Below are 13,876 nucleotides of genomic sequence, written 5' to 3' on the forward strand. Positions count from 1 at the left end.
ATATGTTTTGTTTCATTTAAAGTCAATTCCGTTTTTCTTAATTTTTCCTTTGTTATGGAATTATTGTCTTAAGTAAATAATACTTGCATATTTCGACAAAAGTTCATATAATAAGTTCATAAGAACCTTTAAAATGATTTTAAAACAAATCTATCATTCTGAATTTACTAGAAAGGTAGATTTCACATATATCTATATAAAAGGAGAATGGATATAATATGTTGAAAAAACTTGTAGCAGTAATGACAGCATTCATGGTTATCTTTGGGGCTAGTAGCTTTATGTTCGTAAATCACGCGGAAGCGAAAAGTTACAAATCTGGTAAAAAATCATATACACCAAGTTCTGGTCAAAAGTCTAAGGTGGATTTAAACAAAAAAGATTCTAACGTAAATTCACAAAAAACGACAACAGGTTCAAAAACAAAAGCAACAAACACAGCGCCAAAAAGTAATAAAGGAAGCTTTATGAAAGGTTTATTACTAGGTGGTCTTGGTGGTTTACTAATGGGTAGCTTATTTGCAAATATGGGAGCTCTTGGTTCTGTATTAGCGTTTATGGTAAATATGTTAGTCATGGCTGGTATCGTAATGTTAGCAGTTCGTGCATTTAAATACTTCAAAAATCAACGTAAGAAAAAGGCAGATGAAGTTGCATGGAAACAATAAAAATTTCTGAACAAGAATTAATAAATGCGCTTTGTATATATATCGCTGAAAAAAGACAAGTTGGTCCAGAAGCGGTTTTAGTTGAACTGATGTATGATGATGACTACGGTTTCTCTGCTGAAGTAGAGGTAAATGGTCGCAAGCAAATATTAATTCAAGCAAACTTAATTGAAGCATTGCGCTTATTACTTGATCGAGAATACAACGTCAATTCATTTGCGGCAAGATTACAACTTGAATTAGACGATGAAGAAGGCATTTACGCATTAGCGAAATTTAATAACTCAGATGAGTAGCGAAAAGAGCTGTTGAGAGTAATCTCAACAGCTCTTTTTAGTATGTGCATATGTAGAAGAATAATCACGCCAAATTTCATTCATTTTTCGTCTGCCAGCATCAATCATTGGATTAAATTGAAGCGCTGCTTTCTGACGAACGGAGTGAACATTTTGAATGGCTTGTTGCAAGTGTTGTTCAATCGAATTAGATTTTATATTAGCGTGTTTTACAATTGAGTAGCCAGCAACTGTTCCTTGCGCCATTGCGATTTTTCCGCTTTCAATTCCTGTAATATTTCCAGCCACAAATAAGCCCGAAAGAGGGGTTTCCATTGTTTCGGAATGAAGAGGGACGTGTCCGCCTAATTCCGGGATGTAACGGAAAGGACAACCAGCTATAGCAGCAAGCTCGGCAAGCGGGTATAAACCACCAGCAATACAAACGAAGTCTGCCTCCAATATTTTTTCTGATCCATTAATAATATTCCCTATAGAATCAATGTTAGCAACACGAACACCTTCAACTTGATCTGTTCCAATAATTTCAAGTGCCGCTTTACGGAGATGAAGTGGTGTCCCATTTATTTTCATCCCGTTATTTGGGTAGAAGGTTAATCCAGCTTTTCGAATCCAATCATATTTCATAAAGCGGCTACCTATGCGTAGAAAAGCAGAAGGAGCAAGATGAGCTGCATTTAAAAGAGAGTTTAAAACTTCTTCTGGTTCACCAGCTTTTTGGCTTAACTCACTTTTTTCAGGAAGTACAATATGGTCCACTTTAATTCCAGCTAATTGCAGTTCATTTAAAATCGCAAATGACAAAATGTTAGCACCGATAATGATTCCTTTTTTCCCAACTTGGACTCGGTGAACATTTGTCATAACTTGAGCCGCTCCAATTGACATAACTCCTGGAAGTGTCCAGCCAGGAAGGGGAATAGAATACTCAGCGGCACCAGTAGCAATTAGTACAAACGGTGCTTCTAACGTACCGATATTTGTATGTACGAACCAATTACTTTCATCTTTATCTAAATTAAAGACGGAAACACCGCACTGAATATCAACGGAAAGGGATTTTGCTTCTTCGTGAAGGCGTTTTGACTCTTCTATTCCGTTCCACCATTCTCCAGTAGGCTCTTGATGTAACTGTCCTAACAATCTCCCGCCTGGCTTCATAAATTCATCTATAACAAGTACGTTAAGTCCAAAGCGTGCACAAGAGATGGAAGCTGATAATCCTGCTGGTCCTGCGCCAATAATAATTACATCAATCATCGCTTTTTCACCATCTCTCTCACGATATTCGGGTGCTGTTTGCCGCTTTCCACAACCATATTGTTTTCAACTACAGTTAAGCAAGCTCGTACGTTCGTTTGATTGTTTACAGTTACGCGGCATTCAGAACAATGCCCGATATTACAATAAATGCCTCGCGGACTCCCGCTATCTTCATGGACTCTTAACGTTCGAATTCCGTTTGCAAGTAAAGCGGCCGCAATCGTTTCATGTTCATATGCTTCATATTGTTGACCGTTAAATTGAAACTTGATGCGCTGACTACTATTTAAACTACCTAAAATAGGGTGATGTGTAATTCTGCTCATTTACTTTCACCTACCGCTCCGAAAGTAACTGCCCGCACGGGTGGCTGATATTTTAATGGGATTTCATTAGGATTTATATCAGGGTTTGCATTTTCAATCATCCGATCTATCATCATTCTACACGTGCGGCCACCGCAAAATCCCATGCCAGCACGTGTTCTTAGTTTTAATTCTCTTGCCGAGCAGTTATATTCAGCAATTGTCGATTGAAGTTGTCCGTATGTAACTTCTTCACAACGACAAACAATTACGTTCTCTTTATTCGTCATATGTATTCCTCCTCTAGTTCGGTTTGCACAAATTATAATGCAAAAACTATGCCAATATAGAGGGAGAAAGGGATTAGTGTAATCCAAGTCTTTTTAAACGGTTATATAAAGTGGCCCTCGTTACGCCAAGTTGTTTCGCACATTCTAATTTATTCCCATTTAAAATTAGTAAAGCTCTTTCAATGACTTTTTTCTCATGTTCATCCATCTCTTCTTGTAAAGAAAGAATCGCGTTATTGTTGCTTAGTAAAAGGGAATGAGACGTTTCGTTTTCTAAAGTATCATTTGTGTGAAATGGTAAATATTCTTGTTTAATAATACCGTCTGTCGCGAATACGACGAGTCGTTCAACTACGTTACGAAGTTCGCGAATATTACCAGGCCAATTGTAATGAAGTAGTTCATGCATAATGCTTGAAGGTAAGTCACGAATTGGTCGGTTATAGTTAATTGAAAAATCGTTTAAGAATGAGTATGTTAATTCAATAATATCTTCTCGCCTTTCTCGTAGTGGTGGAATATGCAAACTAACTACATTTAAGCGATAATATAAATCTTCTCGGAAAGTTCCTTTTCTCATTTCTTCTTGTAAATCACGATTTGTAGCAGCAATAATGCGGAAATCAATATTTATTTCTTTTTCTCCACCAACTCGGTAATACTTTCGTTCTTGTAGTACACGCAAAAGTTTCACTTGCATATCAAGTGGCATTTCTCCAATTTCATCAAGGAATAAAGTACCTCCTTGTGCGAGCTCAATTTTACCTTTCTTTCCTTTACTATTTGCTCCAGAAAACGCCCCGCGCTCGTAACCGAATAATTCACTTTCAAATAATGCTTCAGGGATTGCACCACAGTTGATCGAAATGAAAGGTGACTTTGCTGTCTCGCTTGCTTCATGAATTGCTTTCGCAAATACTTCTTTTCCAACACCACTTTCACCGAGAATTAAAACAGTCGATTTTACTGAACAAACCTTTCTAGCTAATTGTATCGTTCTTTGTATGACGGGGCTTTTTCCGTTCATTGCAAGAAAAGGATCGGATGTATCTTTATATTTTGCTACTTCTTGTTCTAATCGGTGCATTTCATGTGACATAGTAAATAGTTTTTCATTCAAAGCGACTTGATTTGTAACATCAGTTTCAGAGACGACTGCTCCGATAATTTCATCGTTACAATAAACTGGGTTTGAATTAATTAATACGAACAAATCAGGGCGAGGCTGATGGAACTGCGCGATTATGCTTTTTCCGCTATGTAGTGATTGCAAAATTTCCAAATCTTTATAATCAAAAAAACGAGTAATCGGTTGCCCGATAATTTCATTATGGTGGACTGAAAAAATCTTTTCGGCGCCATCTGTCCATGTCCGAACGCATTCTTTCTCATCGATGACTGTAACAGAAGAATCAGACGTTTCAATAACAGTGTTATAAAACGCTTGTAGTTCATTGTAATACTTATAAAGAAAAGGAATCATTTGCTTAGTAGTAATACAGCATATAGGTTCTTGGTTTTCGTTAATGATGACAACGGCTAGTTCATGAGAAAATGCGTCGATTAAAGTAGTGAAAGAATCATCTTCATATACAACCGCACAATTCCATTCTGCAGTAGGTGAATGGATGTAATAAAATTTTTCGTCTACTTGCTTGATGTGTGGACCGAAATTTTTAAGATCGATTGACAAAATTTTTATAAACTCTTTTATTGTTGGAAATGAAAATGTCATATTGCCCTCCTGTTATGTATAAAAGTTTAGACAGTGATAAAGAAATAATACACCTATTTACGATAAATTTAAAATATTTTTACAAATAAATTTATTTTATATAAATAGTTCTGTATGTAGAGTTGGCACACCAATTGCATAAAAAGAAAGTGAGAGATTTAGGAGAAAGGAGGAGTGCTATGTGAGACACTGTGACGTTTTAATAATAGGCGGTGGTATTATTGGATGTTCGATCGCTTATTACACTTCAAAATATGGAAGAGACGTAACAATCATTGAAAAAGGGGAATTTGTCAGTGGGACGTCTTCACGGTGTGATGGGAATATTTTGGCTATTGATAAAGACCCAGGGTTTGATAGTCAAATGTCGTTAGTAAGTCAAAAATTAGTAACGGATTTAAGTGAAGAGTTAGAGCACTCATTTGAATATAGGGCACCAGGAAGCATTCTCGTTTGTGAATCAGACGAAGAGATGGAAGCGGCGCAGCAATGGGTCAATCGGCAAAAAGAAGCTGGTTTACCGTTTCGTATGCTAGATAGACAAGATATAAGAGAGGAATCACCATTTTTTGCAGATGATTTATTAGGTGGTTTAGAATGTGCAACGGATTCGACTGTAAATCCGTACCTTCTTGCTTTTTCACTTCTCGCAGAGTCAAAAAAATTTGGTACGAAAGCTTTTAATCATACAGAAGTAAAAGAAATGAAAAGAGATATAGACGGTTCCTTTATTGTAGAAACAACAAATGGGACGTTTACTGCGAAGCAAGTGGTAAACGCGGCCGGTGTGTGGGCTCCTAAAATTGGACAGATGTTAGATGTGAATATCCCAATCGAACCGAGAAAGGGACATATTATTGTAGCTTCAAGGCAACAACACGTTGGCTGCCGTAAAGTAATGGAATTTGGTTATTTGATTTCTAAATTTGGCGGAAAACGAAAAGTGGATGCTTTAACTGAAAAGTATGGGGTGGCACTTGTATTTGAACCGACAGAAAGCCAAAATTTTTTAATTGGTAGTAGTAGAGAATTTGTAGGCTTTCATACGAAGATAAATAACGAGGTTATTAAATGTATTGCGAACAGAGCAATTCGTTTTTATCCGAAAATGGCAGATATGATGGTGATTCGTTCATATGCTGGATTACGCCCGTGGACAGAAGACCATTTGCCAATTATTTCACGAGTGGAACATATCCCAAACTACTTTATTGCAGCAGGACATGAAGGTGATGGCATTAGTCTTGCGGCAGTTACTGGGAAAGTGATTGAAGAGTTATTAAATGAAAAAGAAACAATCATTCCTATTGAACCACTTCGTTTGAGTCGTTTTACAGAAAGGGTGTTAAACGGATGAGGTCACAAAGAGTCTTTACGACGATTGATACACATACTGGCGGGAATCCAACGAGGACATTAATTAGCGGACTTCCTAAGTTAATTGGAGAGACGATGGCAGAGAAGATGTTACATATGAAAAGGGAGTATGACTGGATTCGCAAATTGTTGATGAATGAGCCGCGTGGTCATGATGTAATGTCAGGAGCATTGTTAACAGATCCGTGTCACCCTGAAGCTGATATAGGTGTTATATACATAGAGACAGGTGGATATTTACCGATGTGTGGCCACGATACAATTGGTGTATGTACAGCTTTAGTCGAATCAGGTTTAATTCCAGTAGTTGAACCGGTTACTTCTGTAAAGCTAGATACACCAGCTGGCTTAGTTGAAGTAGATATTTCTGTTCAAGATGGGAAAGCGAAAGAAGTCTCCTTTTGTAACATACCAGCTTTTTTACTGAAAAACATTACTGTAGACGTTGAAGGAATTGGAACCGTAGAGGCTGATATTGCGTATGGAGGGAATTTTTATGCCATTATTGATGCGAAATCAGTAGGTTTAGAGTTAGTACCAGAAAATGCTTCTACAATCATCGATAAGGCCATTCATATTAGAAATACGATTAATGAGAAATTTGAAATCATTCATCCAGAGTATTCGTTTATAAGTGGATTAACACATGTTGAATTTTATACAGATCCTACTCATGAAAGTGCACATGTGAAAAATACAGTTGTTGTACCACCAGGTGGGATTGATCGATCTCCATGCGGTACAGGAACATCAGCGAAGTTAGCTGTATTATACGCTCATAAAAAAATCGACATCGATGAAGAATTTGTTCATGAGAGTATTGTAGGTTCTTTATTTAAAGGGTGTGTTATGAATACAACATATGTGGAAAATATTGAAGCTGTAGTAACGAAAATTACGGGATCAGCTTGGCTTATGGGTATGCATAGATTTTTTTACAATGAAAAGGATCCACTTAAAGAAGGGTTTTTGCTAATTCCGCCGATGGAACATGAAACGGAGGATGTAAAATGAACATTCAAAAAATGTATACAGCAGTAGATGTGCACGTAGCTGGCGAAGCATTTCGTGTAATAAAAGATGTACCATGCAAATACTACTACAGTTTAGAACATTTAAATGAACAGTTTTCCGGGGAATTAGCAGAAGAAATGCAGCTTTTATTAAATGAACCACGTGGTTTTATCGGTTTAAATGGATGTATTGTCGTTCCTTCTATTCATAAGGAAGTGGATGCAGCGGTATTGTTTTTTGATCATGAAGGATCTATTCCTCTTCATTACGGCGGTATAGTAGCGGTAATAACAATGTTATTAGAAAGTGGTTATTTAAAAAAGAGAGAGTCTAATCAATACAAAATCGAAACGCTATCTGGAATATTTTCAGTTCATGCGTATGTGGAGAATGATGAAGTTATATCTGTTTCGTTTGAAAGCAAACTTTGTTATATGGTTGAGAAAGATTTGAAGATTGGTAATATAAATTACTCTCTCATACAAGCAGATAAAGTTTATGCAGTTGTAGAAAAGGATACGTATTTGCCTGAAATTTGTGTTGAAAATATATCTGAATTAAAAAAATGGGGAGAAGCTACACTTGAAGCTATACAAAAACAGTCACTTATAAAAAGACTTATTTTAGTAGATTCTTCGCAAAAAGAAAAGAATCATATAAAGTCGATCACATTTCATGAAGATAACTTTATCGTACGTTCACCAGGTTTTGTTTCTACAATTGTGTCTTATGTTCATGCTTTATTTAAAAATGATTATATAGCGGATAAACCTTTTAAAAATGAAAGTATTTTTAATAGCTTTATAACAGTGGAACAAGTGAAGAAAGAAGAATTAGGATACATTTTCCGTTTTGAAAGTAGAGGGTTTATTACAGGAATGCAGACATTTCTATTAGACCCTACGGATCCGTTTCCGGCAGGTTTTTTATTAAAATAAAATGTTAAAGGGAGAGATAAATATGCAAACAATTAAAGGGGCATTTCCAGTATTAATAACACCGATGGATGAATTTCAAGAGATTAATTGGAATGGTGTAAAACAAAACGTAAACTACTTTATTGAGCAAAAAGTAGCTGGAATTATTATTAATGGAAGTACGGGAGAATTTGTTAGTTTATCAAAAGAAGAACGATTTAACATGGTAGAAACTGTTTTGAAAGAAGTTGATGGCCGTATTCCAGTCATTGTTGGAACTGCAGCGGAAACGACGAAAGAAACGATTGAATATACGAAACATGCAGAAGCGCATGGAGCGGATTGTGCATTAATTATTAACTCTTACTATTGTAAACCGAAGGAAGAGGAAATCTATTTTCATTTTAAAGAAATCTCAAACGCTGTAAATATACCAATTATGCTATACAATAACCCATTTACTTCTGGTGTTGATATGAGTACAGAGCTTATGCTTCGCATTGGTAAAGAGTGTGAAAATGTTACACATATTAAAGAATCTAGCGGAGATATTCGAAAAGCGAGAGATTTAGTAAGACAAGGTGAAGGTGCTTTTCAAGTCTTCTGCGGATCTGAAGATTTAGTTATGGAATCTTATTTAGTTGGTGCAACAGGATGGGTTTCAGTAGCAGGAAATATTGTTCCAGGTCTCGTTACGAAAATGTATGAGCATTTTCAAAATGGTGAACTAGAAAAAGCTTGGGAAATAAACGATGCTATTTTACCTCTTTGCGAGTTTCTTGAAGGATCAGGGAAATATGTACAAATCGTTAAACGTTCAATGGAATTACACGGCCAAGCTGGCGGACCTTCTCGTTATCCGCGATTAGGATTAACTGAAGAAGAAGATCAAAAGCTTCAAACGATTTTAGCAGAAATTGCAGCTCATGCAGCTGTTTAAATAAGGAGGAGAGCATGTATGTTAACGACAAACATTGAACTGAAACCAAAAGTGAAAGCGTTTTTAAATGAAGAAGTTAAAATGTTTATTAATGGTGAATTTGTTTCTTCTATGAGCGGTAAGACGTTTGAAACTTACAATCCAGCAACAGAAGATGTTCTAGCAGTCGTATGTGAAGCGCAAGAAGAAGATATTGATGTCGCAGTAAAAGCAGCAAGATCTGCATTTGAATCGGGTCCGTGGGCAGAAATGACTACTGCTGAAAGAGCGCATCTGATTTATAAATTAGCAGACTTAATTGAAGAGCATAGAGAAGAATTAGCACAGCTTGAAGCTTTAGATAACGGAAAACCATATCAAGTAGCACTGGATGATGATATTTCAGCGACAGTAGAAAATTATCGTTATTACGCGGGATGGGCTACAAAAATTATCGGGCAAACCATTCCGATTTCAAAAGATTACTTAAATTACACACGCCATGAACCTGTTGGCGTTGTAGGTCAAATTATTCCGTGGAATTTCCCGCTCGTTATGTCTTCTTGGAAAATGGGAGCTGCACTTGCGACAGGGTGTACCATTGTATTAAAACCGGCAGAGCAAACGCCTTTATCTTTATTATATACAGCGAAGCTATTTAAAGAAGCTGGTTTTCCAAACGGTGTTGTAAACTTTGTACCAGGTTTCGGCCAAGAAGCAGGAGCAGCAATTGTAAACCATCATGATATTGATAAAGTAGCTTTCACTGGTTCAACAGTTACGGGAAAATATATTATGCGCCAATCTGCAGAAACAATTAAACATGTCACATTAGAACTTGGTGGTAAGTCGCCAAATATCATTTTAGAAGACGCTGACTTAGAAGAAGCAATTAACGGTGCGTTCCAAGGTATTATGTATAATCACGGACAAAATTGTAGTGCAGGATCTCGAGTCTTCGTTCATCGAAAGCATTATGAAACAGTCGTAAATGAACTTGTAAAAATGGCAAATGAAGTGAAGCTTGGAGCAGGTATGGAGAAGGAAACTGAAATGGGTCCACTCGTATCTAAAAAACAACAAGAGCGAGTGCTGAATTACATTGAACAAGGAAAAGCTGAAGGTGCAACTGTTGCAGCTGGCGGTAAACGTGCATTTGAAAAAGGTTATTTTGTACAGCCAACAGTATTCACAAATGTTACTGACGATATGACAATTGTTAAGGAAGAAATTTTTGGACCAGTTGTCGTTGTACTTCCATTTGATTCAACCGAAGAGGTAATTGAAAGAGCGAATAACTCTTCATATGGGCTTGCTGCTGGGGTATGGACACAAAATATTAAAACTGGACATCAAGTTGCCAATAAATTAAAGGCAGGAACAGTTTGGATTAATGATTATAACTTAGAAAATGCAGCAGCACCATTTGGTGGTTATAAGCAATCTGGTATTGGGCGTGAGTTAGGTTCATATGCGCTTGATAATTATACAGAAGTGAAGAGTGTCTGGGTCAATATTAAGTGAAACTCTAATCAGTGGGGAGTCTATTAATCTCCGCTGAATAGTAGTTGAATCAATCGGGCATTTATACGGGCAGGCGATATTCCGTCATACTGCCCACAAATAGCGGGATAAAAGAATGATGAAATATAGTAAGGGATGCGGACAACTGGAAGGTACGATAATAGTTGTCCGTTTTCTTATATATAAAAATGCTTTTTTAAAAGAATTATAAGGGGGATTTGGATGGAGAAATTAGTAGAATGGTTAGTGGGTCAAGTATGGAGTATTGGATTAGTTGTTTTTGCATTAGGGGCAGGAGTATATTTCACAATTGCCACTCGCTTTTTACAAATTCGTTATTTTAAAGAGATGATTAAACTATTATTTGAAGGGAAGAGCTCAGAGACGGGAATATCATCCTTTCAAGCATTTTGTTTGGCCTTATCAGGTAGGGTTGGAATAGGTAATATCGCAGGGGTAGCGACAGCTATCGCTTTTGGCGGGCCTGGAGCTGTATTTTGGATGTGGGTAATGGCCCTTTTAGGAGCAGCTAGTGCATTCGTTGAATCAACATTATCTCAAGTATATAAAAGTAAAGTAGGAAATGAATACCGCGGCGGTACACCATATTTCATTGAGAAAGGTTTAAAAATGAAATGGTTTGCGGTCATTGTTGCGGTAGTTGTAACACTTTCATATGGCGTTTTATTACCAGGTATTCAATCTAGTAGTATCGCAGTTGGATTTGAAAACTCTAATGGCATTAGCAAATATATAACTGGAATACTATTAGTTGTGCTACTAGCGGCAATTATATTTGGGGGCGTAAAAAGAATTGCTGGTGTGTCTCAAATGTTAGTACCTTTTATGGCAATTGGATATGTAATTGTTACATGTATCATTTTAATTGCGAATATAACAGAAATTCCAAGTATGTTTGCTTTAATTTTCTCAAGTGCATTTGGTGTAAATGAAATGTTTGGAGGAATCGTTGGTGCAGCTATCGCATGGGGAGTAAAACGTGCAGTATTTTCAAACGTTGCAGGTGTTGGAGAAGCGACATATAGCTCTGCAGCTGCTGAAGTATCGCATCCTGCAAAACAAGGGTTAGTTCAAGCGTTTTCCGTGTATATTGATACAATTGTCGTATGTACAGCGACTGCTCTTATGATATTAATAACAGGTATGTATAATGTAATACCAGAAGGGAAAAGTGCTATTGTACAAAATATAGGAAATGTGGAAGCCGGACCACTCTATACACAACAAGCAGTTGAAACTGTTATGGAAGGATTTGGTCCAATATTTATTTCAATCGCAATCTTCTTCTTCGCATTTACAACTTTGCTCGCTTACTACTATATTGCAGAAACGACACTCACTTATTTAGATCGGGAATTAAAATATGGCTGGTTAAAACCAGTTTTAAAAATTGGATTTTTAATTATGGTTTATATCGGTAGTGTAGAATCAGCTTCACTTTTATGGAATCTTGGAGATTTAGGAATCGGTAGTATGGCATGGTTAAACCTTATTGCGATCCTGTTATTAAGTAAAACCGCATTAAAAGTGTTAAAAGATTATGAAGCGCAGAAAAAAGCAGGGAAAGATCCAGTATTTGATCCTAAAAATGTGGGGATTGAAGGTTTAGCGTTTTGGGAAGAGCGGAGTAAAGAGGTTGAAAAGAAAAGTTCTAAAGAAAAAGTGCCGGTAGATGATAGCGTTAAATTTTAAACATGTAAATTTCTATAATAAAAAAACTGAAAATTCACTCTTTTATTTAGGTTTTATACAGAATTTGTTTAGTATTAAACAAAAAGCCGTCCTTAAAATATTATTTTAAGGACGGCTTTCTAGTTTATCCTAATTTTTATGGAAGAGTTTCAATTGTTTCATATAGTCGATAGCTTTTGTTTTATTTCTTTGCTTAGAAACATATTGTGCCTCGTTTAAATCTCTATAATAATGATTAAATACTTTTTCAGAAAGAACTCCATCAGAGATAGCTTTTTTAACCGCACATTGTGGTTCATTTGTATGCGAACAGTTAGAAAATTTACATCTCCTAGATAAATTCACTATATCTTCATACCCAAAATCAGAGTTATTTTTATGATTTATCAAGTCAAATCCCATTTTACTAATAAGTAGTCCCTCCACTTTGAAAGAGTTTTAAGTTGTGTTTATTTTAATATTCTATATTGTTATAAATCGATTTCTCTACATCAGGGAGAAGTGTGTAAATGCTCTTACCGATTAAAGATTCTAATTCTTTCTTAATTGTATAGAATCCCTTCCAATGTAAAGAGGTATGAGATGTTGTGCCATGACGTAAACCAACTGAAATCAATCTTTTTTCAAGAGTAGTAAAGCCTTCCGCGTCAGCAAGTGCGTCACAAAGGGTAATGACCTTATTGTATAAGTCGTAGTCACTATTTTCATTCAATATTTCAATTAACCGGCTTTCCATATAATCGGGAACAAGGCTCCACTCCGCTGCGATATCTAAATGCTCATTTTTGCAAGGAAATGAATGTGTCACACAAATAATCGCATTTCCTGTATACCCTAAATCATTCATATACATATAACCATCATAGGAATGAATAACAGATTTAGTAAAACCTTTATATCTTCCTATATCATGCAGGAGGGCAGCATTGTATGCTATGTCAGTATCTAGGTCGTACCCATTATTAATAAGTTCTACAACTATCTTTTCAGTTGCAAGGGCAACATTACTTGAATGTTCGAACCATGGACCTGGGTTTTGTTCATATGCCCACTGGAGTAATTCTCTCGCGTATGTCCTATCTAATATATACTTCATATAGTTATCCTTTCTCTAAAAAATCATATCTTAAATAATTTCATCTTAGAATTTAATTATTCCTTCTTTAAAAGTTGTTACAATGAAACAAAAGGAGGAAAAGTAATGCGAAATTTAGTAATTGAAGAAATTAAGCAACTAGAAAATGATATTGAAGAGCTTTCTAAACTTTTGAAAACTGTAGTAGATGATGGGGCGTCAATTGGTTTTTTACCTCCACTTGAACAAAAAGAAGCAACAAATTATTGGCGAACTGTATTAGCACCAGAAGTGATATTGTATGTTGCTAAAATAAACAATGAAGTGGCGGGAAGTGTTCAATTACATCTTGTTACAAAGCATAATGGGATCCATAGAGCCGAAATTTGTAAGTTAATGACTCATCCGAAATTTAGACGTAATGGCATTGGACGTTCACTTATGCAAAAAGCAGAGGAACGGGCAAAGCAAGAAAGCAGGACTCTTTTAGTATTAGATACTAGAGAAGGAGATCCTTCCAATAGATTGTATAAGTCATTAGACTATCAAGAATCCGGTAAAATACCAGGGTATGCGATTTCCCCGAATGGTGAGTTAGATGCAACGGTAATTTATTATAAAATGATTTAGTTTTTTATTGGAAAAGGGAGATAATTTAAAACAAAGTTTGATAAAACCCTATATAATAGGGTTGTTCTTTTGATCCCATAACTTCATCTGGAATGTTCAATTAAAGGGCCAATTTGTAGAAGGTTTTAACAGGTTTTTTAGAGTTATTAT

15 protein-coding genes are annotated in these 13,876 nt (G+C 36.1%); 9 read left to right on the forward strand and 6 right to left on the reverse strand.

What is annotated here, in order from left to right; all coding sequences use genetic code 11:
* Window positions 1-218: 218 nt before the first annotated feature.
* Both MR065_RS08285 and MR065_RS08290 read left to right on the forward strand, forming a co-directional pair.
* Window positions 219-668 (forward strand): hypothetical protein, encoded by a 450-nt coding sequence (locus tag MR065_RS08285; protein ID WP_242213263.1) that lies wholly within the window; start codon window positions 219-221, stop codon window positions 666-668.
* Window positions 656-964 (forward strand): YxcD family protein, encoded by a 309-nt coding sequence (locus MR065_RS08290; protein WP_242213264.1) that lies wholly within the window; start codon window positions 656-658, stop codon window positions 962-964. Before MR065_RS08285 ends, MR065_RS08290 begins: the two co-directional genes overlap by 13 nt.
* Window positions 965-988: 24 nt before the next feature.
* Here MR065_RS08290 and MR065_RS08295 read toward each other — a convergent pair whose 3' ends face one another.
* The 4 genes from MR065_RS08295 to MR065_RS08310 form a co-directional block, all read right to left on the reverse strand.
* Window positions 989-2,224, reverse strand: a complete 1,236-nt coding sequence (locus MR065_RS08295) for an NAD(P)/FAD-dependent oxidoreductase (protein ID WP_242213265.1) — start codon at window positions 2,222-2,224, stop codon at window positions 989-991.
* On the reverse strand, window positions 2,221-2,553 hold the full coding sequence (locus tag MR065_RS08300) for a (2Fe-2S)-binding protein (protein ID WP_242213266.1): 333 nt from the start codon (window positions 2,551-2,553) through the stop codon (window positions 2,221-2,223). Before MR065_RS08300 ends, MR065_RS08295 begins: the two co-directional genes overlap by 4 nt.
* Window positions 2,550-2,822 (reverse strand): (2Fe-2S)-binding protein, encoded by a 273-nt coding sequence (locus tag MR065_RS08305; protein WP_242213267.1) that lies wholly within the window; start codon window positions 2,820-2,822, stop codon window positions 2,550-2,552. Before MR065_RS08305 ends, MR065_RS08300 begins: the two co-directional genes overlap by 4 nt.
* Before the next feature lie 73 nt (window positions 2,823-2,895).
* On the reverse strand, window positions 2,896-4,557 hold the full coding sequence (locus MR065_RS08310; RefSeq protein WP_242213268.1) for a sigma-54 interaction domain-containing protein: 1,662 nt from the start codon (window positions 4,555-4,557) through the stop codon (window positions 2,896-2,898).
* Between the two features lie 181 nt (window positions 4,558-4,738).
* Between MR065_RS08310 and MR065_RS08315 the strand changes: the two genes are divergently transcribed.
* From MR065_RS08315 to MR065_RS08340, 6 genes are all read left to right on the forward strand, one after another.
* Window positions 4,739-5,914 carry an NAD(P)/FAD-dependent oxidoreductase gene (locus MR065_RS08315; protein WP_098266468.1) on the forward strand — a complete coding sequence of 392 codons (1,176 nt, stop codon included), beginning with the start codon at window positions 4,739-4,741 and terminating at the stop codon, window positions 5,912-5,914.
* Window positions 5,911-6,948, forward strand: a complete 1,038-nt coding sequence (locus MR065_RS08320) for a proline racemase family protein (RefSeq protein ID WP_242213269.1) — start codon at window positions 5,911-5,913, stop codon at window positions 6,946-6,948. The genes MR065_RS08315 and MR065_RS08320 overlap by 4 nt, the downstream gene beginning before the upstream one ends.
* Window positions 6,945-7,886 (forward strand): proline racemase family protein, encoded by a 942-nt coding sequence (locus MR065_RS08325; protein WP_242213270.1) that lies wholly within the window; start codon window positions 6,945-6,947, stop codon window positions 7,884-7,886. Before MR065_RS08320 ends, MR065_RS08325 begins: the two co-directional genes overlap by 4 nt.
* Before the next feature lie 22 nt (window positions 7,887-7,908).
* The gene (dapA, locus tag MR065_RS08330; protein WP_097903706.1) at window positions 7,909-8,805 is read left to right on the forward strand and encodes a 4-hydroxy-tetrahydrodipicolinate synthase; all 897 of its coding nucleotides are present in this window, start codon (window positions 7,909-7,911) and stop codon (window positions 8,803-8,805) included.
* Window positions 8,806-8,823: 18 nt separating this feature from the next.
* Entirely contained in the window at window positions 8,824-10,308 is a 1,485-nt protein-coding gene (locus MR065_RS08335) for an aldehyde dehydrogenase family protein (protein ID WP_242213271.1), read from the forward strand.
* A gap of 222 nt (window positions 10,309-10,530) precedes the next feature.
* On the forward strand, window positions 10,531-12,021 hold the full coding sequence (locus tag MR065_RS08340) for an alanine/glycine:cation symporter family protein (protein WP_242213272.1): 1,491 nt from the start codon (window positions 10,531-10,533) through the stop codon (window positions 12,019-12,021).
* Window positions 12,022-12,150: 129 nt separating this feature from the next.
* Here the strand turns inward: MR065_RS08340 and MR065_RS08345 are convergent, their stop codons facing one another.
* On the reverse strand, window positions 12,151-12,423 hold the full coding sequence (locus tag MR065_RS08345) for a ribosome small subunit-dependent GTPase A (protein ID WP_242213273.1): 273 nt from the start codon (window positions 12,421-12,423) through the stop codon (window positions 12,151-12,153).
* A gap of 52 nt (window positions 12,424-12,475) precedes the next feature.
* The gene (locus MR065_RS08350; protein WP_242213274.1) at window positions 12,476-13,117 is read right to left on the reverse strand and encodes an HD domain-containing protein; all 642 of its coding nucleotides are present in this window, start codon (window positions 13,115-13,117) and stop codon (window positions 12,476-12,478) included.
* A gap of 105 nt (window positions 13,118-13,222) precedes the next feature.
* Between MR065_RS08350 and MR065_RS08355 the strand changes: the two genes are divergently transcribed.
* Window positions 13,223-13,726 carry a GNAT family N-acetyltransferase gene (locus MR065_RS08355; protein WP_242213275.1) on the forward strand — a complete coding sequence of 168 codons (504 nt, stop codon included), beginning with the start codon at window positions 13,223-13,225 and terminating at the stop codon, window positions 13,724-13,726.
* Window positions 13,727-13,876 lie beyond the last annotated feature (150 nt).

Origin of the sequence: Bacillus cereus group sp. BfR-BA-01383, assembly GCF_022663495.1 — a bacterium.
GTDB classification, from domain to species: domain Bacteria; phylum Bacillota; class Bacilli; order Bacillales; family Bacillaceae_G; genus Bacillus_A; species Bacillus_A cereus_AU.